This is a genomic window from uncultured Desulfosarcina sp. (assembly GCF_963664155.2).
Lineage (GTDB): Bacteria > Desulfobacterota > Desulfobacteria > Desulfobacterales > Desulfosarcinaceae > Desulfosarcina.
On sequence record NZ_CAXXXH010000001.1, the window covers coordinates 1,969,473 to 1,988,383 of the forward strand.

Here is an 18,911-nt window from a genome sequence, read left to right on the forward strand (position 1 = left end):
CAGTTCCTGATCGACTTCGAGGGCCGCACGTTCCGGGAGGCCTGCCGGCAGCTGGAGGTCGAGATGGATCACCTGCACGGCCCCCGCCGGCCGGTCCCCCGGTCGACCGCCACCCCTGCCCGGGCATTCACGCCGCGGGCGACCGCAGCGCCGGCCGAGGCCTGGGTGGAGAAAGCCAACCGGCTGGCTGCCGACGCCCACGACCGGCTGCTGTCCGACGATGAAAAGCTGGCCTGGCTGGCCGGCCGCGGCATCACTGTCGACACCGTCCGCCTGGCCCGGCTGGGATGGCTGTCCGGCGAGAATGGCAAAAACTGCCGCTTCCGGGCGCGGGAGGCCTGGGGCCTGGCCAGCGAGGAGAAAGACGGCAGGAAAAAGCGCCTATGGATCCCCCGGGGGCTGGTGATCCCCTGGCCTCCTGAAGGCGATGTCCGCCGGATCCGGATCCGCCGGCCGGACGCCGACCTCACCGAAAACTTCACCTTGCGCTACTACGTCATGCCCGGGTCCGACACCGGCAGCCTGTGCCTTCCTGGAAAGATGCCGGCATTCGTCATAGTCGAGGCGGAGCTGGACGCCTGGCTGTGTTTCCAGGAGGCCGGCGACCTGTGCGGCGCCGCGGCCATGGGATCCAGCTCCACCAAGCCGGACGGCCCGGCCTTCGAGCAGCTGCAGGCGTCGGCCTGCATCCTCAACGCCCTGGATTTCGACAAGGCCGGGGCCCAGGCCCGCACCTGGTGGTCGACGCAGTTTTCCCAGTCCCGGCGCTGGCCGGTACCGGCGGGCAAGGATCCCGGGGACGCCTATAAAGCCGGGGTGCCCATCCGCGAGTGGATCCTGGCCGGGCTACCGCCCTTGTGGACCGTAGGACCACCTCCTGGACTGAACCGGAAAGCAGGGGGGGCGCCTGATAAACCGCCTGGCGTGGAGAGTGCCGCACCGGAGCCGGTTTCCGGTCCTCAGCCTGATGCCGGTACCGATGTCTGGCCGGAGCTGGCTGAACTGGCCGAGCTTCTGCGCAAGCATCCGCTGGCCATCGACCACGATCCGAAGCGGACGCGCATCGCCGAGGATCCCGGCTGGGCTTCCCGCAACCCGGAGATGTCGCGGCGGTTTTCGTTCCTGGTGTTCCAGGTGCCGGAAAATTTCAAGTACATCGACGATCACCCGTCCGGCCGGATCGGCTATGCGAATTTCTGGGACGGGATCCGGGTATGTGGACAAATCCGTTTTTGACAAAGTCCGGGGAAGGGAGGCGATGGATGAAACTATCCGTGCACGGCAGCCGCACGCTCAACGACGAACGAGTTAAAATTCTTCTCATGGAGGAGATCGAAACGTACGGGATCACCGAGATCGTCACCCATGCCGAGCCCGAGGGGGTGTGCCGGGTGGCTCGGGACCTGTGCAAGGAAAAGGCGATCCCGCTCAAGCTGCACTTTCTCAACTTCAAGTACCTGCGCGGGGCGTTCGAGCACCGGTCCCTGGATGTGCTCAACGACGGCGACCGGGCAATCTTCATCCATGACGGCAGGAGCAAGGGAACGGCCAACGAGCTCATACTCGCGAAGAAGATGAACGTTCCCCACACGTTCCACGAGCTGGAGAAGACCGAATACAAAAGCTCCGTGGGCTTTGAAATAACGCAGGACTGGGGCGCGGAGCTTGCCCCCCTGGAACTGCCCGAGATCCCCAAGCTGGTTTAGGAATAGTTGATGAACATCGACCGCAACCGGATCGACACGCTTTTAAAGACCGTCGGCGACAGCGACAAGGCCCGATTGACGACTCTTTACAACGCCACGGTCTCCACCCTCAAGGCCTACAACCAGGACAGCACGGCGTCCAGGCTGCGGGACTGGCAGGCCTCCGAGAAAGCCCTGACCGAGATGGTGGAGGAGATCGAGGGGCGGCCTGGCGGGGATGCAGCCGCCGGGGACGGCGCCGGGCACGCGAGCGAAGACGGGCAATGCCTCCCGGGCAAGGATCCCCTGGAACTCAAGCGCCGGATCCATGCCGATGCGGACACGGACCTGCAGTTCCTGCTCATGGCCAAAAACGATGCCAAGCGGCGGGTCCTGGATGATCCGTCGGCCGCCAACCTGGCCGCCTTCGACAAGGCCAAGCGCCTGCTCGCCCTGGCCGCCGGTGGTGATGAACAGGGCCGCCTCTTCAAAAACCGCGCCGAGGCCCTGCGCCACCTGCAGGCCAAGGGATACAAGGTTCAGAAAAGCAAATTCTACAAGGATGTGGGTTCCGGCTTGTGCCACCTCAACCCGGACGGGAAGATCTCCGAAGGGGCCCTGATGCGCTACGTGCAGCACCCGGGCGCGGGCCTGATCCAGGGCGATGCGATCGAGGACCAGGACGACGACATCAAGATGCTGCTCCGGCGCGAAAAGCAATTGGTGATCGACAACCTGGAGATCAAAAAGCGCAAGGACCAGTTCAATTTCGAAAAAGACAAAGGCCTGCACATCCCCCGCGCCGACGTGGACATGGAGCTGGTCAGCCGGGCCATCGCCCTGAAAAGTCACCTGGCCCACCGGTTCACCACCCGGGCCACCGAGTTGAGCCAGATGAATGCGGACCAGCTGCGGCGCAACCTGCTGGCCGAACTCGATGCGAGCCTGACCGAGTACGCCAACACGACCCGCTACCATGTGATCGTCATCGATGATCCATCGCCGGGGGTTGCACCGGAATAGATCGGCTTGAGGTATTTTGACTGCGATGGTTCCCGAACCCGAAGACATCAAGAATCTTATCGAGTTTTATGAATCGAGGGGATGGGACTGGGTTCTGCCGGTTGCGTTCATGTGCGACCGGATCATTGAAAACCATAAACCGGTACCGGCAAGCGGCCACGTCGAAGCCATCGCAAAGGATATCTTTTCGCACCTGGGAATATCGCACAAGTTCATTCAGCACCGGTCGCGCAGGCAGGATGTCGTCAAGGCCCGGTATATCGCCATGTATGTGGCCAGGAAAACCACCGGCGAGAAACTGGAAAGGATCGGATCGATTTTCGGGCGGAGCCATTCGGCGGTGCTGCACGCCATCGGCAGGGTCCGGGGCGACAGGGCGATGATCGAAATCGCCCGGCAGTTTGCAGCCGTCGATAAACCCTATCAGCCACGGCAACTATCGCCGGGGGAGAGCTTATGTATCGAAAACCGTATTGGGGATGCACTTTGAAATTTTATTTCGGCGCGGCATTGATTGAATTCGATCCTGCGATGCCGGTGTTCGGCGGCATCGGCGTCAGATTGAATTTCCGGATCTACGGCAAGCGCTACTGGGCATTCAAGCGCAGGGTCCGGAAGATGAAAGCGCGCATGGCACATAACCAAATCAAAGCCGCTTGAGACAAAAAACGAAAGGAGTCGGAATGGATCCAAGAACCGGAGAAATTCATCGTTTCGAAAGTGAAGAAGCAAGGCGCGAGTTCGAAAAAAAGACCGGCAGGAGATTTGTCCCGCTGACGGAAGAGAAAGCCGGGGAATTGAAGCCGCTGTCCAGGCGGCGTCGGAAAGCGCTTCTGGCCGGCATGTCGTGCCCCTGCGCCAGCGGCAGATCGTTTAAAAAGTGCTGCTGGAAAAAATACAAATAAGACCAGGGAGTCAGAAAAATGGGCAATGATATCGAGTTGGTCGAAACCGAATGGTTTGAGATGAAGCCGGACGTTTACGGCGGCAAGGACTTCGATGAGCACATCCCGATGTGGAACGGCTATGTCGCAGGCGACAAGCAGGACGATACCACCCGCCAGCCGCTTGTTTTCGATCCGAAGGACTACCCGCCCGGGACTAAAATCGTTGTCAAAGAGCCCGTGTGCCCCAAATGCGGCGAGGTATTCGAAAACTGCATGGTACGCGGATATGGCGGTGACAATGAGTGCGATTTTGACTGGAATGAATGGGCCGAGGATCGGTATTCATAAGCCCTGGGGAGTTAGCACGTTTGTGAATTACTACAACGACAATGAAAAATTCGCGGCGAACTGGCTGCGCGAATTGATCAAAGAGGGGATGATTCCCAATGGCGAAGTCGATGAACGCAGCATCACAGATATTGAACCGGCAGACCTCGACGGATTTGTCCAATGTCACTTTTTCGCAGGCATTGGCGGATGGCCTTACGCACTCAGGTTGGCTGGTTGGCCCGACGACAGACCCGTCTGGACAGGAAGCTGCCCATGCCAGCCATTCAGTGTTGCCGGAAAGGGTGGAGGGCTTGACGATGAACGTCACCTTTGGCCAGCTTTTCGGTGGCTCATCGCCCAGCACCGACCTTCAACTGTCTTTGGCGAGCAGGTTGCGTCAAAGGATGGAAGGGATTGGCTCTCCGGAGTACGAACTGACCTGGAAGCAATGGGATATGCAGTCGGGGCCGCCGATCTGTGCGCTGCGGGCATCGGCGCTCCGCACATCAGGCAACGGCTGTTTTGGATGGCCGACAGCCAGCAGCAGGGATTGGAAGGATGTTACCAACCCGGGCACATGGAATTGCACAGAGGAACGGAACAGATTCGACCAGTTGGGCAGGGCGGTGCATCTCATTGGCAGCACTCCATCCTCATTCCCTGCGCCGATGGAAAGTGGCGGCGGGTGCCTGGCAGGGTGGCAGACACCGAAACAACCATCCGGAGGTTCTTGCGAAAGGAACACATCGGGCGGTGGCATGAGAAAACTGGAAGACCAGACGGAATTATTGCTTCAAGGGATGCAGAAAACATCCTTGAAATTGAACCCCTTCTTTTCCCTCTGGATGATGGGATACCCAATCGAGTGGGGGCGCTGCGCGGGGCTGGAAACGCCATCGTGCCTCAATTAGCGGCTGAGTTTATTATGGCTTATAAAGCCACTTAACTACCGTGCGTTAGAAGGGATTAAAAAATGAAAAACTCCACCAGAGAAATCCGCGCAAAGATGCCCGCCTGGATCCCGCTGGCGATTGCTGCCCGGATCCGCGAGGCCGGCGCCGTCGTCTACGACTTCACCCTGAGCCGGTCCGAGAAGAAAGTCCTGCGCACTCCCAAGCCGATCAAGCCCAGCGTCTGGAGCGAGCGCCACCGGGTGGTCACCATGTCCCGGCTGCCAGGCCTGTGGAAAAACGAGATCACGGCCTACCTCACCGACATCATGGACGCCGCGGCCTTTCCTTCCGTGCGCGCGATCATTGTCTGCAAGGCGCCCCAGGTGGGCGGATCCGAGGCGGTCCACAACTTCGTGGGCTGGGCCATCGACCGCGATCCGGGCCCGGTGCTTTACGTCTATCCGGACGAACTCACCGCCAAGGAAAATTCCAGGGACCGTATCGCGCCAATGATCGACTCCAGCCCGCGCCTGCGCTCATACAAGACCGGGGCCCGGGACGATACCGCCCAGATGCGCATCAGCCTCAAGCATATGCCGATCTACCTGGGCTGGGCCACTTCCGCGTCGCGCCTGGCCAACAAGCCCATCAAGCACCTGGTTTTCGACGAGACCGACAAATACCCGGCCAGCACCGGCAAGCGCGAATCGGATCCGATCAGCCTGGGGGAAAAGCGCTGCAAGACCTACAGCACGGTCTGCAAGAAGTGGAAGATCTCCACGCCCACGGTCGAGACCGGCTACATCTGGCTGGCAATGACCACCGAGGCCCAGGTGATTTTCGACTACTGGGTCAAGTGTCCCCTGTGCGGCCGCTACCTGCTCATGGATTTCGAGCATATCAAATGGCCGGCGGACGAGCGCAACCCGGAAACCATCGAGACCAACCTGCTGGCCTGGTACGAGTGCAACCACTGCGCCGGAAGCTGGGACGATGCCATGCGCGACATCGCTGTGCGCTGGGGCCAGTGGCGCTCCAGACCCACCGGAGACCGCGTTACCGTCGGCCTGGAGGTGCATGCCTACCTGAAGAATTTCCGGCCTGCCAAGATCGCCTTCCACATTCCCAGCTGGCTCTCCTTTTTCGTCAGCCTGAGCGAGGTGGGCGCCGCCTTTCTCAAGGGGCTGACCGATTTCCAGAAGAAAAAGGATTTCCGCAACGCCCACGAGGCCCTGCCCTGGAAGCAGCGCGTGGTCTCCTCGCAGGTGTCCGACGTGCTGCTCAAGGTCTGCACCGACCTGCCGCCCCAGACCGTGCCGGCCGCTGCCGTGGCGCTGACCGCCGGCATCGACATGCAGAAATACGGATTCTGGTTCGTGGTGCGCGCCTGGGCCAGGGATTATACCTCGTGGCTGGTCCACTACGGCAACCTGGCCACTTGGGAGGATGTGGAGACCCTGCTGTTCGATACCTGGTACCCGGTCCGGGATTCTTCCGTCAGGATGCGCATCTTCCGCGCCGGGCTGGACACCGGCGGGACCGACACCGGCCGGGGCATCAGCATGACGGAGGAGGCCTATATGTGGCTGCGCAAGAACGGCCGCGGCCGGGGCTGCCGGGTCTGGGGCACCAAGGGCGCCTCCCGGGTCCTGGCCGGCAAGGTGCATGTGGGCAAGCCGCTGGATAAGACACCCTCGGGCAAGCCCATCCCCGGCGGCCTGCAGGTCATCCAGCTGGACACCGACCAGGTCAAGGATATGGTCCATTACCGCATCCATCAGGCTTTGGATGGTGCGTCGAACGCCGCCTGGCTGCACAAGGACACCGGCGAGGACTGGGTCCGCCAGGTGATCGAAAGCGAGGAGAAACAGGTGGACGAAAAGGGCCGCGAAACCTGGGTGCATACGCGCGGCGAAAACCATCTGCTGGACTGCGAGGGTATTTGCCAGTGCTGTGCGGATCCGGAGTGGCCCGGCGGCGGGATCCACCTGATCCGTGAGCCTGCCAAAGCACCAACGGAAGCGGCCAAGACCCCACCGGAAACCTGGATCCACAACAGCCAGCGGCCCGCTCGGCCCGACTGGCTGGATCGGCGATAGGAAAGACTGGTTGAAGCGTAGTGAGGAAATCCTGATCGGACTTGATGAGATATCTGATTTTAGCGGGGTCCAATCCGGGCAGACCGTTAAAATTTTTATCCAGGCCGGCCTGCCCGCCTTCCTGTTCAACGGCCGCTGGTATTCCAGCAAGCGTGCCATCGATGAGTATTTTTACCGCATGTCAATATCTCACGCCAAACACCGCAAGGGAGATGAAAAAATATGAAAAATACGCTGTTAAACAGGCTATGCTCCGGGCCCAGAATTGCATGGAGCCCCCCTATGTTGTTTTGTAACGTATATGATGCATTCCATAAGCGATTCGATTATCGGGGATGCTATCGGGTTTGAACTGACGGACACATTGATGAAAGATTTGGCATTTGAATACCTTTGTGGGCATACAAGAGACCGTATGAAGGATTCCGATGCCCCGAAAATGGTTGTTCCGAAATAAGCTGGAGATCATAATCTGTTGTATTGCCAATATTTTAGCGGAAAGAAGACTTTAACACGTTGAAACCACACTATGTTGGGCATAATGACTTTACTAACCACAACACGTTTGGTATAGGTTTATATGCAAACCTCTTGATTGATATGGACACTGTTACCCCTGAAAAACGAAGCCAAATCATGAGTAGGGTCAGGTGCAAGGACACCAAACCCGAAATGATTGTTAGAAGGCTCGTTTATGGAATGGGCTATCGCTACAGGCTACATGGTAAGATGCCAGGAAAGCCTGATTTAGTGTTCAAATCGAGGAAAAAGGTGATATTCGTACACGGTTGTTTCTGGCACAATCATAAAGGCTGCAAACTTGCAAGGATGCCTAAATCAAGGGTCAAGTTCTGGAGCGAAAAGCTTGAAGCCAACAGGGAACGTGATCTACGGAATCATGAGAAGCTGAGAGCACTGGGGTGGAATATCCATGTCGTCTGGGAGTGCCAGTTGGGTGACACCGTTAAAGTATCGAGCATTCTAAAAAAATTCCTTGATAAGGAAAACGCATAAGATGGCCATGAAATCAATTGAGCTATTCGCTGGTGCTGGTGGACTCGCCATGGGAGTCTCATTGGCCGGTTTTGAGTCTTTAGCTGTTGTGGAATGGGACAGTTGGGCCTGCGATACAATCCGAGAAAATCAAACCCGGGGTTATCCCATTGTTCAGGACTGGCAACTAAGAGAGGATGACGTTAGGACCTTTGACTGGTCGTCCATTGAGGACGAAGTGGACTTGATTGCAGGAGGTCCGCCATGTCAACCATTTTCAATGGCGGGTAAACACAAAGCATTCGGCGATAAACGTGACATGTTCCCCGCAACAGTCGATGTTGTTCGTAAGTTGCACCCTAAATCTTTTATTATCGAAAATGTAAAAGGCCTAACTCGGTCAAGCTTTGCCAATTACTACCAGTACATTCTTCTTCAGTTAGAGTTTCCAGAAGTGGTCCGTGAAAAGGTTGAAAGCTGGATGGACCATTTCAAAAGATTGCAAAGCGAAAAGACCTCTGGCAGGGCACATAATTCAGGACTTACTTACAATGTGGTGCCAACCCTGGTAAATGCCGCCGACTATGGTATTCCTCAAAAACGTGAAAGGGTTTTCATCGTAGGTTTCCGCAACGACCTGGGCATTGAATGGTCATTTCCAAAACCCACGCATAACCTGGACGCCTTACTACACTCTCAATGGGTCACAGAAGACTACTGGGAACGCCACCGTGTACCCAAACGCCGCCGACCTGATGTGCCACAGTCATTGAAAGGCAGGATAAAAAGACTCCAGGCAGACACATCGCAAATACCAAATAAAAAACCGTGGAAAACGGTGAGAGACGCCTTGGAGAGCCTGCCAGACCCCCGAAAGCAAAAAGCTAAAGAGTTCCTGAACCATGATTTCCAGGAAGGGGCAAAAGTCTACAAGGGGCACACAGGAAGTCCACTTGATTTACCAGCAAAGACGTTAAAGGCTGGCGACCACGGTGTTCCTGGTGGCGAAAATATGATGGTTCTTGAAAATGGCAAAGTACGCTATTTCAGTGTTAGAGAGTCGGCACGACTCCAAACCTTCCCTGATGGATACATTTTTCACGGCTCATGGACTGAAACAATGCGGCAACTCGGTAATGCAGTTCCCGTCTCCTTGAGCCGTTGTGTTGCGGCTTCGGTAGCTGAATGCCTCTCCTTATCGGGATTAAATGGACTTCTTCTTGCCAACAAAAGGAACGTGGCATGACGGAGAAGAAGATCCTTCCTTTCAATCCCCTTGACAAGGTTCACCTGGGTTCAAGTGTTGGGCGGGCTATGTTACGCCAGCCTGTAAGACCAATGGCTGAACTGAAACAATTCATTGGTGCTGGATTATACGCCATTTACTATTCTGGCGACTTTGTAGCTTATGACATAATCTCAGAATGCAATGTGAATGACCGTTTTGGCGCACCGATTTACATTGGGAAAGCTGTTCCAAAAGGAACACGAAAAGGGGGAGACTTAAATGCAAACCCTGGCAAAGTTCTTCATGACCGCTTAAAACAACACGCAAACAGCATCATCCAAGCTGACAACCTTGATTTAAGTGACTTCAGTTGCAGATACCTAATTGTAGACGATATTTGGATTCCTTTAGGTGAGGCTTTATTGATAGCCAGGTTCAATCCATTGTGGAACAAATTGGTTGATGGGTTCGGTAATCACAACCCAGGAAAGGGGCGTCATGCTGGTTTACGACCGCGATGGGATGTTTTACATCCAGGGCGTCCTTGGGCCGAAAAGTGCCGGCCACGGGAAGAGACAGCGGATCAGATAATTGGTGAAGTCCGTGAGTACCTAAGCAACAATCCACCACCAGATGACTCGTCAATTTAGACTTCACCCTTAAACCCCTCGTGTTGTCCTTAAAATCTGATGTGATAATAGAAGTCTACGGAGGCGGTCCTCTGAAAATCCCCCCTTACCCCAAATCTTTGCAGATAATACCAGCTTTTGTTTGAAGATTACATTGCGAACCTAATTGTTGGCCACCAGAGTGATACACGATCGAATGTTGGTTATGAGCGCAAAATTCATTATCCTTAATATAGGGCCTGAAAAAATGCGTACTATTCGGTCGCCAAAAATGAACATCGAAAAACAGATAACCGATTAATTTCTTGACATAATTCTATCCGAAAGTCTATCCTTCCCAAGAAATCATCGACATCTATTTTCGACCCTTGATTAATTATCAGGAGCACAAAACGTATAAACAAACTCGAACTGAACGATTATGTTGTGCATTCATCGAAAAAAACCCAAACAAAATCTTGGAGGGTTTATGACCATATCTGAAAGAGCTTGTCAAATTTGGAGTATTCTTGCTTGGGTCGCAAAGAACAGACAATCGTTGACTTTTGATCTTCTATCAAAACTAATTGGTGTGCCAACTGCAGGTCTTGAACATTTATTGGAGCCAATTAACGCGTTTTGTATCCTTAACAATTTGCCTCTATTGACCGTTCTTGTAGTACAAACAGACTCTGGACTTCCAGATTCTAAATTAACTGGAACAAAAGCATCTGATATTGCAAAAAATCAGGCGGACGTTTTTAATTATAATTGGCTTGATTATGGAAATCCGCAGCCAAAAGGGTTTGAAGGAGTAATAAAGATTGATCTGCCAGATAATCTGAAAGGCCGAAATATTCGAGAGAAAATCATACCGACAGTATGCAATTTAAACAATATGTTAGACAAACTGAAAAGTGCGAAGGGAAATACTTCTCTGTTGAAACCATGGGAAAAAATAAGCTATAAGGCTTACCGAATTGATGAAATACAGAAAAAGTTATTTAATTCTAAAATGCGGTTCTCTATGATGCTCCAGTTGTCGCAAAATACTCGGACAGCGGGTCCAGATCCCAAGGAATCTCCGGCCAGGTTATCCGGGGCGTCTTTAGCGCTTGCTGAACGATGCGCATGAACTTTTTGCCAATTTTCTTTGATTTGCGGCGATTGAATCGAAAGACATACTCATCCAGGTAGTTTTGAAGGTATTTCGGTTCGAATCGACCCTGATACGTTCCTCTGATCAATCGCTTGATCAAGGTCGTCACCAAGTGAGCGCCGTATAGCTTATCGTAGTTCTTGCTCTTGCTTTGGTTGGTCGTTTCGCGACGGAACTGTTCTTTATCAATGATGTTGTAGCTTTGCCAGTCATCCGTGGCAATGGTTGAGCCGGGCTCAATATTGTCGAGAATAAAGGTTTCCAAAGAAAAACCTGAACAATCCAGGGCGACATGCAGGCGAATGCGACCCATTCGCTTTTCGAGGTCTCAGCGCTCGACGGCAACCGCTACGATGGTTTTGCCTTCGGCCCCACGGCCTCGCTTGCCGGTACGTTGACCGCCGATGAAGAACTCATCGACCTCGACGCGTCCAGACAGCTTTTCCCGCTCGTGGCGGATCGTACATCGCCGGAGTTTTTGAAGCCATGTCCAGGCGGTTCCATAGCTGCCAAAGCCCAACAGTTCTTTGAGATTTACCGCATTGACACCGGATTTGCGGGTAGTAAACCACCACATGGCTTTGAACCAGTAGGTGATCGGGCTTTTAGAGCTATCCATAATCGTACCGGACGTTAACGAATGCTGGTGTTCGCACTGGGTGCAAATATATAGGTTCCGCGAACTCAGCCAATACCGGTTGTGGCCGCATTTTCTACACACAAAGCCGTTGGGCCACTTTTGTTGGAACAGATACTCGTAACAGGCATCCGGATTTGAAAACCGTTGATCAAATTCGATCTCGGATCTTGGAAAGTCCTCAGTAATGGAAAAGTTTGTCATGGTGGCCTCCTTTTGTTGGTTGTGAGGCCATCATAACGCAGCCGTGTGACAGATACGGTCACAACAGGTTTACTGGAGTTTCATAGAGAACCGGAATTCTAAAATTGAATATTGTAAGGAAATAATAAGAAACCACATTTTAAATAATGACCCATCAAACTTTGGCGCAAATTGTATTGATATATATTTGGTTGCTTATGTCGCAAATAAATTTGGGCCAGGAAAAGAAAAATTTATTGATTATATAAAAGAAAGCGGTATTTCAGACAAGAAAAATACTGCTCAAGCAATCTGGCAAGTTGGAAAGGGAGATGGTGTATTTTTAAATTTATTAAATAATGATGGTAGCATAAAAGATTTTTCTTTTTTTAAAAATTGGCTGTCCTGTAAATAATCATATATTATGAGATGTTTTATTTAAAAAAAATCATACGATGGATTGATAAAAGAAAACAAGATTCCGGATCCCCCTTGAGAGGCCATTTTCCCACCCTCCAACCCCGAGCCCACAACCGCTGTCAACCCCAATTAATACCCAATTAATATACAATTAACCATCCATTTAGACCCCATTTAGGCCTTTTTTAAAAAAACCCCATGCTATGGTGTGCGAAAAACCTTCAACCACACCATGTAGGGGGGTTCGTTGAATGGCCGTTAAAACCACCCTGGAGCAACTCGAAGAAGTCCAGGTTGCCATCAGCCAGGTAATGGATGGCCAGGAAGTCAGCCGTGACGGCAAGACCTGGCGTATGGCCGACCTGCCAGCCTTGGAACGACGTGAAAAAACCCTGCTTGCCCGCTACCGCCGCGAGCAGGGCACCGGAAGCCGTCAGAACATCGGCCTGATGAGGCGCGGCTGATGAACCGCCTGGCACTATTCCAGCAGATGCTTGGTAATATGGCCGCCATGGCCGGCAAACCACTTTTATACGGTGCGGACAACCGACCGCTTACCCCTTCCGCCGAGTACGGGATCCGCCGCCTGGCCGCCAAGCGCACCGGATCAATGAAAAACTGGATCCCCGAGCGTCTGCTCTCCCGCGACCAGGAAGCCTTTGACCGCCAGGAAATCGTCAAGCGCTGTATCGACCTTTCCCAGAACGACCCCAACGCCGCCGGCGTGGTCGACAGTTTCGCCGCAACGGTCATCGGCGCCGGCTTGAATCCGCATCCGTCGCTGGATTGGAAGTTGCTGGACATCGATAAGGACCATGCCCGGGAGATCCAGCGGGCCCAACGTTTCGCCTACGATGAGTGGAGCCCCTGGGCCGACGCCGGCGAGCGCATGAACTTCGGCCAGATCCAGTACCAGACCAAAAATCACATGATCCGCTTCGGTGAGTATTTCGTGCTCTGCCTCATGCTGGACGACCCGGCACGCCCCTTCTCTCTGGCCCTGTTGGTGATCAACCCGCTGCGCGTCAAAACTCCGGTGGACCTGGTCAGCGACGGCCGCATCCGCGACGGCGTGGAACTGGGCGCCTATGGTCAGCCGGAGGCATTTTGGGTCAAAAAAAGCATGCCGGGAATGCTCATGACTCCGGACACCTCCGCCAATTTCATGCGCATCCCCGCCCGCATCGGCCACCGCTGGAACATGATCCACCGCTTCGTGGTCAAGGACCCGGACGCCGTGCGAGGTTTTCCGGCCCTCACTCCGGCGGTCAAGCTGCTGCGCGACTTCAACGACCTACTCGACGCCGAGCTGGTTTCCAACGTAGTTACCGCCGCCCTGACTTACTTCATCGAGGATCATACCGGCGACCCCTGGGACCTGGCCGACAGTTTTAGAACCGACAGCGAGACCACCACCACTACCGACGGTAAAGTCAAAAAAACCCACTACGAGGAGACCTGGCCGGGCCGCATCCTCTATGGCAACCCTAGTGAAAAGCCTCACCTGCTATCGGCCAACCGTCCGGGCGTCACCTTCGAGCCCTTCACCAAAGTGATGAAAAAGATGGTTTCCATGGCCGTGGGCATTCCCTACCCGGTGCTGTTCAAGGATGTCGAGGGCGTCAACTTCGCAGGTTTTCGGGCAGCCATGCTCGATGCCTGGCGGGTCTACACCATGGAACGTCAGTGGCATGCCGACGGTCTGTGTTCTCCGGTGTGGCGGATGCTCCAGGAGGAGGCCTGCCTGCGCCGGCGCTTCATGGCTCCGGGCTTCTACCGCCAGCTTCACCACTACACCCGGGCCCTGTGGCGCGGCACGCCCAAGGGCGACATCGAGCCGGTCAAGGCCGCCCAGGCCGATATCCTGCTCAACAAAAATAACCTCAAGACCAAATCGGTCATCACTTACGAGCACGGCGGCGGCGACTTCGAATCCAACATCGACACCCTGGACGAGGAGCGGGAGATGGAAGAGGAGCGGGGCCTGGTTCCCGCAGCCGATGCGAAACCGCCGGCCGTCGAGAAACCCCAAGGAGGGCAGACCAATGCCGATCAGTGATTTCAGCCGGGGTTCCATATGGGGCATCCGCGCCGGCGCCATGGAGGACATGCTCAGTCGCATGCCCAACCCTGATACTGTCGCGTCCCTTTCTGTGAAGTTCAAGGAAGATCCGGAAGAGGCGTTCGACTTCATGCTGCGCGACGGAGTGGCCATCATCCCGGTCAACGGCACCATCTTCAAACGCGGATCCATCTGGTCATATCTCTACGGCGGCACGCCGCTGTCCGTGTTGAACCAGGTCCTGACCGCCGCCGTCGACGACAAGGACGTGGAGGCCATCCTCCTGGACATGGACTCGCCTGGCGGCCAGGTGAGCGGCACCGATGCCTTTTCGGACCTGATCTATTCGGTCCGGGAGAAAAAACCGGTGGTGGCTTTCGCCAACGGCATGATGGCCTCGGCGGCCTACTGGATCGGCAGCGCCGCCGACAAGGTCATCGTTGAGCGCACCGCCCAGGTGGGCAGCATCGGGGTTCTCTATATGCACAACGACTGGTCGAAATACGATGCCAACCTGGGGGTCAGGGTCACTGTCATCGCCGCCGGCAAGTACAAGGCGATCGGCAACAACGCCGAACCACTGAGCGATGACGCCCGCGCCGTCATCCAGGCCGAACTCGACCAGATTTACAGCCTGTTTATCGATACCGTGGCAAGAAATCGCGGGGTCTCCACCGACACCGTCCTGGTCGACATGGCCGATGGTCGGGTTTTCATCGGCCAGCAGGCCGTGGACGCGGGCCTGGCCGATGCCACCGGAACTTTTGACGACGCCCTGACCGCTGCCGTGGAATTGATTCCTGCAGCGCCCGGGCAAATTTACTTCCAATCACGTTCTACAGGAGCGGCCGCTCCTGGAAAGGAGTTTTCCATGAAAAACGGAAATCAAGGAACCGTTGCTCCCGAAACCGCCGGCGATCTGGCGGCGCTGTTTCCCGACCTGTGCGCCCAGATCCGGCAGCAGGGGGCAGACAGTGTGGACACCGTCGTGATCATCGGTGAGGCCACTGCAGGTGAACGCGACCGGATCCTCGGGCTGGCCAGGATCCACTTCGGCGAGGAATCAGCCGGCAAGTTCGAGGAGATCATCAAGACCAACGTGACGGTCGAGCAGTACAAGGCCATCCGTCCGGAACCGGTGGTCAGCGAAGAACAAAAGGCCATTGATGCGGCCAAGGACGCCACTCTTGCAGCCATCCAGCAGGCCGGTGCTCAAAATCCGGGGGGTGCCGGAAGTGATATCGATCAGGGCAACAAGGGTTTTCTGGTCCTGGTGGAAGAAACCATGGACAGGAAAAAGTGCACCAAGACCGAGGCCATGCGCCTCGTCATGCGGGCCCACCCCAAGGCCCATGCCGCCTATCTGGAAAGCGTCAACTAATCCGCCGCCGGCAGGTGTGCGGTTTTAAATCAACATTTAGCACAGCAAAGGAGAAACCCCATGTTCACTGAAAGCCCCAAGACGTTTAAGGCCGGCGAAGCCCTGGAAGCCAAGCGGCGGGTGAAAATTGAATCCGGCACCACCAGCGATCCGCCCGAAGTGGTCCACGCCGGGGCCGGTGAGGCCTACATCGGCGTCACAGAGTACGCCGTAGCCGATGGCGAACCTGTGGCCGTCAAACTGAAAAACGACTCAGGCACGTTCGAGGTCGAGTGTGCCATCGGCACGGCCATCGCCAGAGGTACCGCCCTTTTCGGTGCGGCGGAGGGCAAAGTATCCGACACCACCAGCGGCAGTGCCCAGTTTACGTCCATGCAGGCGGCCGGCGCGTCCAACGAACACATCGAGTGTCTGCCGGTTTAACCTGAACCCCGGCCGTTCGGGCCGCTGAAACCCAACCAACATTTGCAAGCATAGGGAGAAAATATCATGAGACCAAAAGGAAGCAGCGCTGTCTACCGGCCGGATTTGGGCATGTCGGTCATGGAGATGGTGGAAGGCGATACCATGGGATTTATCGGCCTGGAAGTCATGCCGGTTTTCCGAACCTCTGTCAACGGCGCCACCTATCCGGTGATCCCCAAAGAGGCTTTGCTGTCCGCACCCGATGCCGATCGGGCGCCGCGGGGCAAATATCAGCGCGACGATTGGGATTACGAACGCGGCCAGTTCCAGACCGCGGAGAAGGGCGTCGAGGAACCCCTGGACGATACCGAGCGCGAGCTGTTCGACCAGGAAGAACAGGGCATGGCCGAGATGATGGCCACCCAGCGGGCCTACAAGAAAATTTTGCGGTCCCAGGAGAAACGTATCGCCCAGAAGATGTTCAACGAAACCAATTTTATCCCTCACCCGGTTACCAACGAGTGGGACGATGCCGCCGCTGCCACCCCTCTTGATGATGTCGCCGCCGGTATCGCTGCCTTTCGACTCCAGTGCGGAATGCTGCCCGACGCGCTGATCATCGCCTACTCCACCTTCCAGAACCTCAAGAACTGCGACCAGCTCGTGGATCGTATCAAATTCACCTTCCAGGGACTCGACATCGCCAAGATGAGTGCGGCCCAGTTGGCCGGGGCGTTCAACCTGCCTCGCGTCCTGGTGGGCGGCGCCGTCTTCAACAGTGCCGGTAAGGGAATGGACGCCAATGTGGCCGATCTCTGGAACAACGAATACGCCCAGCTGGTAAAGATTTCCAGCGGTCCGGACATCTCCCAGCCGGGTGTGGGCCGCACCTTCCTCTGGACGGCCGACTCGCCCCAGAATCCCATCGTGGAGTCCTATCGCGAGGAGAAGATCCGCTCCGACATCTTCCGTGTGCGCCACCATGTCGACGAAGCGTTCATCCAGAGCAAGAACGACACCGGCGCAGTGGTAAGCAACATCGCCGCCGCCTGCCAGTACCTGTTCTCCAACATCACCACGCATCCATAATCAGGAGCGCGGGCCGCCGCGCTCCCACCAACAAGGTGAGCCATGAATTTCAACGAATTGCTGACCGACGAGGAAAAAGCCGCCATCTCCGTTCTGGAGGCCGGCGGATTCAAAGCCTTCACCGAGGCAAAACTGGAGGACGTGCGCGAGCTGGCCACCGGCAAGCGCCGGCGCACCTTCCGCAACCAGGGCCGCTACCACCTGGTTCTGGCCTGTCGCAACCTGATCGGACGCACCCTTCCGGATCCAGGCCTGCAGTCAGATTCGGAATCCGCACCACCGAAGATTGTTCCTCCTACCGAACTCAAGCCGGTGGCCGACATGCTCAAGGAGGACCTGCTGGCCGAGGCCAGGACCTACCCGGAACTTACCGGCGAAAGCCGCATGAACAAGGCCGAGCTGGCGGCCGCCGTGCAGGCCCAGCGTGACCGCCGGGCCCTGATTCATAGATCGTTCAAGGAATAGCCATGACTTTTGCCGATGCCTCCAGGATGGCCATATCCAAGGTCTATAAACTGACAGGAAGCCCGGCTGTTTTTTCTCCGTCTATGGGAGACGATGTCGCTTGCACCGTCATTGTCGACACCAACAGCGACTGGCAGCCAGGCGGCACAATCCAGGTTGCCGAACAACAGACGATTGTCAGCTACCAGCGCGCGCATATCGACCGCAAGGTCAGACGCGGCGAGACCTTCGCTGTTGGATCGACGGTTTACACGGTGGTCTCGATGGCCCATTACCCGGGATCCTGGACCGAATTTGAAGGCAAAGCAGTGGTTGTCGAGGCGTAGCCATGGGGTTTGCTCAGGTAAAGTTATCCGAATCCGACCTGAACGATGCCAAACGCGCGTTGATCGGCATCGAGAACGGTTTTCCCAGGGCCTTTGCCAGGGCGCTGAACAAGTCCGTCGCCGGCGTCAGGACCGACATGGTCAGCCTGGCCCGGGAGGATTACAACTTCAAGGCGGCGGCGGTCAGAAAGCGGATCAGCATCCATAAGGCATATGTCAGCCGGCTGACTGCAAAGGCGGTGTCGGTCGGTCCGGGCGTCCATCTGACCGATTTTGTGGGTACCCGCCAGACTAATACCGGGTTGTCGGTCGACGTTAAAAAATCAACCGGCCGGAAAGCCATCAGGCATGGTTTTCTCAACAAAAGCCCCAAGTCCGGCAAACTGCTGGCCATGCGCCGGGCCACCGTCAACGGCCGGCGCGTTCCACGATATCCGATCGAGACGCTGTATGGTCCGCACCCGGAGGTGGTTTACAACACCGGACCCAACTGGGCCAAACTGCAAAAATCGGCCGATGAGCGTCTTAACAAGAATTTTGCCCACGAGATCGATGTGCTTTTAAAGGGGGTCGCCTGATGGCGGACACGCTGCGCGAAAAAATCATCAAGCATATCGTCGCCACGCTGGAAAGCTATGGCTCGTATGTTGCCATTCCTGCACCGGAAGTTTTCAGGGGGCAGGAACTGTTCGATCCGGATGTGGATCCCCTCCCGGTGATAACGGTTATGCCGGGTGTCGAGGAGGCGGAGCGATCGCGTTATGGCAGCACGCTTTGCACCATGCCGGTGGACATCAGCTGCCTGATATCCTTTGGCGAGAACAACCCGAGCGAGCTGGGCGAGGCGGTCCTCGGGGAGCTGATTACCGCCGCGTTGAGTTCATTACCGGCCGACGCCGAAGACCTGGAATACGCCGGCGGGGGGATACTTGAATATCCGGATCAGATGGGCCAGCGGACATTGACTGCCGGAATCGTCATCAACGTTAAGTATGAGACCGATATCGGGGATCCGTATAATTTAACCACCACATAGGA

The 18,911-nt window shown here is 55.8% G+C and carries 26 protein-coding genes and 1 pseudogene; 24 read left to right on the forward strand and 3 right to left on the reverse strand.

The features are described 5' to 3' along the window. Positions 1-63 precede the first annotated feature (63 nt). From ACHZBS_RS08955 to ACHZBS_RS09020, 14 genes are all read left to right on the forward strand, one after another. Positions 64-1,236 (forward strand): toprim domain-containing protein, encoded by a 1,173-nt coding sequence (locus ACHZBS_RS08955; RefSeq protein ID WP_319406156.1) that lies wholly within the window; start codon positions 64-66, stop codon positions 1,234-1,236. A gap of 26 nt (positions 1,237-1,262) precedes the next feature. Then, entirely contained in the window at positions 1,263-1,706 is a 444-nt protein-coding gene (locus ACHZBS_RS08960) for a hypothetical protein (protein ID WP_319406157.1), read from the forward strand. A 9-nt stretch (positions 1,707-1,715) separates the two neighbouring features. Further along, positions 1,716-2,708, forward strand: a complete 993-nt coding sequence (locus tag ACHZBS_RS08965; RefSeq protein ID WP_319406158.1) for a hypothetical protein — start codon at positions 1,716-1,718, stop codon at positions 2,706-2,708. A gap of 25 nt (positions 2,709-2,733) precedes the next feature. Continuing rightward, complete coding sequence (locus ACHZBS_RS08970) at positions 2,734-3,198, forward strand: helix-turn-helix domain-containing protein (protein WP_319406159.1); 465 nt, start codon at positions 2,734-2,736, stop codon at positions 3,196-3,198. Then, positions 3,195-3,368 (forward strand): hypothetical protein, encoded by a 174-nt coding sequence (locus ACHZBS_RS08975; RefSeq protein ID WP_319406160.1) that lies wholly within the window; start codon positions 3,195-3,197, stop codon positions 3,366-3,368. Before ACHZBS_RS08970 ends, ACHZBS_RS08975 begins: the two co-directional genes overlap by 4 nt. A gap of 23 nt (positions 3,369-3,391) precedes the next feature. Continuing rightward, complete coding sequence (locus ACHZBS_RS08980) at positions 3,392-3,613, forward strand: SEC-C metal-binding domain-containing protein (RefSeq protein ID WP_319406161.1); 222 nt, start codon at positions 3,392-3,394, stop codon at positions 3,611-3,613. 18 nt (positions 3,614-3,631) lie between these two features. Continuing rightward, complete coding sequence (locus tag ACHZBS_RS08985) at positions 3,632-3,943, forward strand: hypothetical protein (RefSeq protein ID WP_319406162.1); 312 nt, start codon at positions 3,632-3,634, stop codon at positions 3,941-3,943. Between the two features lie 22 nt (positions 3,944-3,965). Beyond that, complete coding sequence (locus tag ACHZBS_RS08990) at positions 3,966-4,871, forward strand: DNA cytosine methyltransferase (RefSeq protein WP_319406163.1); 906 nt, start codon at positions 3,966-3,968, stop codon at positions 4,869-4,871. A gap of 27 nt (positions 4,872-4,898) precedes the next feature. Then, complete coding sequence (locus ACHZBS_RS08995; RefSeq protein WP_319406164.1) at positions 4,899-6,917, forward strand: terminase gpA endonuclease subunit; 2,019 nt, start codon at positions 4,899-4,901, stop codon at positions 6,915-6,917. A gap of 10 nt (positions 6,918-6,927) precedes the next feature. After that, positions 6,928-7,143, forward strand: a complete 216-nt coding sequence (locus ACHZBS_RS09000) for a hypothetical protein (protein WP_319406165.1) — start codon at positions 6,928-6,930, stop codon at positions 7,141-7,143. A gap of 290 nt (positions 7,144-7,433) precedes the next feature. Further along, the gene (locus ACHZBS_RS09005; RefSeq protein WP_319406166.1) at positions 7,434-7,931 is read left to right on the forward strand and encodes a very short patch repair endonuclease; all 498 of its coding nucleotides are present in this window, start codon (positions 7,434-7,436) and stop codon (positions 7,929-7,931) included. A gap of 1 nt (position 7,932) precedes the next feature. Further along, positions 7,933-9,156, forward strand: a complete 1,224-nt coding sequence (locus ACHZBS_RS09010; protein WP_319406167.1) for a DNA cytosine methyltransferase — start codon at positions 7,933-7,935, stop codon at positions 9,154-9,156. Next, positions 9,153-9,788, forward strand: coding sequence for an Eco29kI family restriction endonuclease (locus tag ACHZBS_RS09015; protein ID WP_319406168.1), 636 nt, complete (start codon positions 9,153-9,155; stop codon positions 9,786-9,788). Before ACHZBS_RS09010 ends, ACHZBS_RS09015 begins: the two co-directional genes overlap by 4 nt. Before the next feature lie 448 nt (positions 9,789-10,236). Further along, positions 10,237-10,881 (forward strand): hypothetical protein, encoded by a 645-nt coding sequence (locus tag ACHZBS_RS09020; RefSeq protein WP_319406169.1) that lies wholly within the window; start codon positions 10,237-10,239, stop codon positions 10,879-10,881. On the opposite strand, the gene ACHZBS_RS09025 is transcribed toward ACHZBS_RS09020, so the two are convergent. The 3 genes and pseudogenes from ACHZBS_RS09025 to ACHZBS_RS09035 form a co-directional block, all read right to left on the reverse strand. Beyond that, the gene (locus ACHZBS_RS09025) at positions 10,772-11,218 is read right to left on the reverse strand and encodes a transposase (protein WP_394707972.1); all 447 of its coding nucleotides are present in this window, start codon (positions 11,216-11,218) and stop codon (positions 10,772-10,774) included. The genes ACHZBS_RS09020 and ACHZBS_RS09025 overlap by 110 nt on opposite strands. Before the next feature lie 15 nt (positions 11,219-11,233). Next, a complete protein-coding gene (locus ACHZBS_RS09030; protein WP_394708035.1) occupies positions 11,234-11,524 on the reverse strand; it encodes an IS1595 family transposase in 291 nt (96 codons plus the stop codon). 36 nt (positions 11,525-11,560) lie between these two features. After that, positions 11,561-11,746, reverse strand: a pseudogene (locus ACHZBS_RS09035) (transposase); the annotation flags it as partial. A 187-nt stretch (positions 11,747-11,933) separates the two neighbouring features. Between ACHZBS_RS09035 and ACHZBS_RS09040 the strand changes: the two are divergent. The 10 genes from ACHZBS_RS09040 (at position 11,934) to ACHZBS_RS09085 (ending at position 18,909) form a co-directional block, all read left to right on the forward strand. Beyond that, positions 11,934-12,140, forward strand: coding sequence for a hypothetical protein (locus ACHZBS_RS09040; RefSeq protein ID WP_319406170.1), 207 nt, complete (start codon positions 11,934-11,936; stop codon positions 12,138-12,140). A 256-nt stretch (positions 12,141-12,396) separates the two neighbouring features. After that, positions 12,397-12,609, forward strand: a complete 213-nt coding sequence (locus tag ACHZBS_RS09045; protein ID WP_319406171.1) for a hypothetical protein — start codon at positions 12,397-12,399, stop codon at positions 12,607-12,609. After that, positions 12,609-14,204 (forward strand): phage portal protein, encoded by a 1,596-nt coding sequence (locus ACHZBS_RS09050; RefSeq protein WP_319406172.1) that lies wholly within the window; start codon positions 12,609-12,611, stop codon positions 14,202-14,204. Before ACHZBS_RS09045 ends, ACHZBS_RS09050 begins: the two co-directional genes overlap by 1 nt. Then, the gene (sppA, locus tag ACHZBS_RS09055) at positions 14,191-15,588 is read left to right on the forward strand and encodes a signal peptide peptidase SppA (RefSeq protein WP_319406173.1); all 1,398 of its coding nucleotides are present in this window, start codon (positions 14,191-14,193) and stop codon (positions 15,586-15,588) included. Before ACHZBS_RS09050 ends, sppA begins: the two co-directional genes overlap by 14 nt. 60 nt (positions 15,589-15,648) lie before the next feature. Beyond that, on the forward strand, positions 15,649-16,011 hold the full coding sequence (locus tag ACHZBS_RS09060) for a DUF2190 family protein (protein ID WP_319406174.1): 363 nt from the start codon (positions 15,649-15,651) through the stop codon (positions 16,009-16,011). A gap of 66 nt (positions 16,012-16,077) precedes the next feature. Next, positions 16,078-17,082 carry a hypothetical protein gene (locus tag ACHZBS_RS09065; protein ID WP_319406175.1) on the forward strand — a complete coding sequence of 335 codons (1,005 nt, stop codon included), beginning with the start codon at positions 16,078-16,080 and terminating at the stop codon, positions 17,080-17,082. A 42-nt stretch (positions 17,083-17,124) separates the two neighbouring features. Continuing rightward, on the forward strand, positions 17,125-17,547 hold the full coding sequence (locus ACHZBS_RS09070; RefSeq protein WP_319406176.1) for a hypothetical protein: 423 nt from the start codon (positions 17,125-17,127) through the stop codon (positions 17,545-17,547). Positions 17,548-17,549: 2 nt separating this feature from the next. Beyond that, entirely contained in the window at positions 17,550-17,873 is a 324-nt protein-coding gene (locus tag ACHZBS_RS09075) for a hypothetical protein (RefSeq protein WP_319406177.1), read from the forward strand. Positions 17,874-17,875: 2 nt separating this feature from the next. Then, positions 17,876-18,451, forward strand: a complete 576-nt coding sequence (locus tag ACHZBS_RS09080; protein WP_319406178.1) for a phage tail protein — start codon at positions 17,876-17,878, stop codon at positions 18,449-18,451. Beyond that, positions 18,451-18,909, forward strand: coding sequence for a hypothetical protein (locus tag ACHZBS_RS09085; RefSeq protein ID WP_319406179.1), 459 nt, complete (start codon positions 18,451-18,453; stop codon positions 18,907-18,909). Before ACHZBS_RS09080 ends, ACHZBS_RS09085 begins: the two co-directional genes overlap by 1 nt. Positions 18,910-18,911: the final 2 nt, after the last annotated feature.

Excerpts from the sequence above, each read along its gene's own strand:
- ACHZBS_RS08955 (WP_319406156.1), top strand. The coding sequence starts at position 64 with ATGGATCACCTGCACGGCCCCCGCCGGCCGGTCCCCCGGTCGACCGCC.
- ACHZBS_RS08960 (WP_319406157.1), top strand. The coding sequence starts at position 1,263 with ATGAAACTATCCGTGCACGGCAGCCGCACGCTCAACGACGAACGAGTT.
- ACHZBS_RS08965 (WP_319406158.1), top strand. The coding sequence starts at position 1,716 with ATGAACATCGACCGCAACCGGATCGACACGCTTTTAAAGACCGTCGGC.
- ACHZBS_RS08970 (WP_319406159.1), top strand. The coding sequence starts at position 2,734 with ATGGTTCCCGAACCCGAAGACATCAAGAATCTTATCGAGTTTTATGAA.
- ACHZBS_RS08980 (WP_319406161.1), top strand. The coding sequence starts at position 3,392 with ATGGATCCAAGAACCGGAGAAATTCATCGTTTCGAAAGTGAAGAAGCA.
- ACHZBS_RS08985 (WP_319406162.1), top strand. The coding sequence starts at position 3,632 with ATGGGCAATGATATCGAGTTGGTCGAAACCGAATGGTTTGAGATGAAG.
- ACHZBS_RS08995 (WP_319406164.1), top strand. The coding sequence starts at position 4,899 with ATGAAAAACTCCACCAGAGAAATCCGCGCAAAGATGCCCGCCTGGATC.
- ACHZBS_RS09010 (WP_319406167.1), top strand. The coding sequence starts at position 7,933 with ATGGCCATGAAATCAATTGAGCTATTCGCTGGTGCTGGTGGACTCGCC.
- ACHZBS_RS09015 (WP_319406168.1), top strand. The coding sequence starts at position 9,153 with ATGACGGAGAAGAAGATCCTTCCTTTCAATCCCCTTGACAAGGTTCAC.
- ACHZBS_RS09020 (WP_319406169.1), top strand. The coding sequence starts at position 10,237 with ATGACCATATCTGAAAGAGCTTGTCAAATTTGGAGTATTCTTGCTTGG.
- ACHZBS_RS09025 (WP_394707972.1), bottom strand. The coding sequence starts at position 11,218 with ATGGGTCGCATTCGCCTGCATGTCGCCCTGGATTGTTCAGGTTTTTCT.
- ACHZBS_RS09030 (WP_394708035.1), bottom strand. The coding sequence starts at position 11,524 with ATGGATAGCTCTAAAAGCCCGATCACCTACTGGTTCAAAGCCATGTGG.
- ACHZBS_RS09045 (WP_319406171.1), top strand. The coding sequence starts at position 12,397 with ATGGCCGTTAAAACCACCCTGGAGCAACTCGAAGAAGTCCAGGTTGCC.
- ACHZBS_RS09050 (WP_319406172.1), top strand. The coding sequence starts at position 12,609 with ATGAACCGCCTGGCACTATTCCAGCAGATGCTTGGTAATATGGCCGCC.
- sppA (WP_319406173.1), top strand. The coding sequence starts at position 14,191 with ATGCCGATCAGTGATTTCAGCCGGGGTTCCATATGGGGCATCCGCGCC.
- ACHZBS_RS09060 (WP_319406174.1), top strand. The coding sequence starts at position 15,649 with ATGTTCACTGAAAGCCCCAAGACGTTTAAGGCCGGCGAAGCCCTGGAA.
- ACHZBS_RS09065 (WP_319406175.1), top strand. The coding sequence starts at position 16,078 with ATGAGACCAAAAGGAAGCAGCGCTGTCTACCGGCCGGATTTGGGCATG.
- ACHZBS_RS09070 (WP_319406176.1), top strand. The coding sequence starts at position 17,125 with ATGAATTTCAACGAATTGCTGACCGACGAGGAAAAAGCCGCCATCTCC.
- ACHZBS_RS09075 (WP_319406177.1), top strand. The coding sequence starts at position 17,550 with ATGACTTTTGCCGATGCCTCCAGGATGGCCATATCCAAGGTCTATAAA.
- ACHZBS_RS09080 (WP_319406178.1), top strand. The coding sequence starts at position 17,876 with ATGGGGTTTGCTCAGGTAAAGTTATCCGAATCCGACCTGAACGATGCC.
- ACHZBS_RS09085 (WP_319406179.1), top strand. The coding sequence starts at position 18,451 with ATGGCGGACACGCTGCGCGAAAAAATCATCAAGCATATCGTCGCCACG.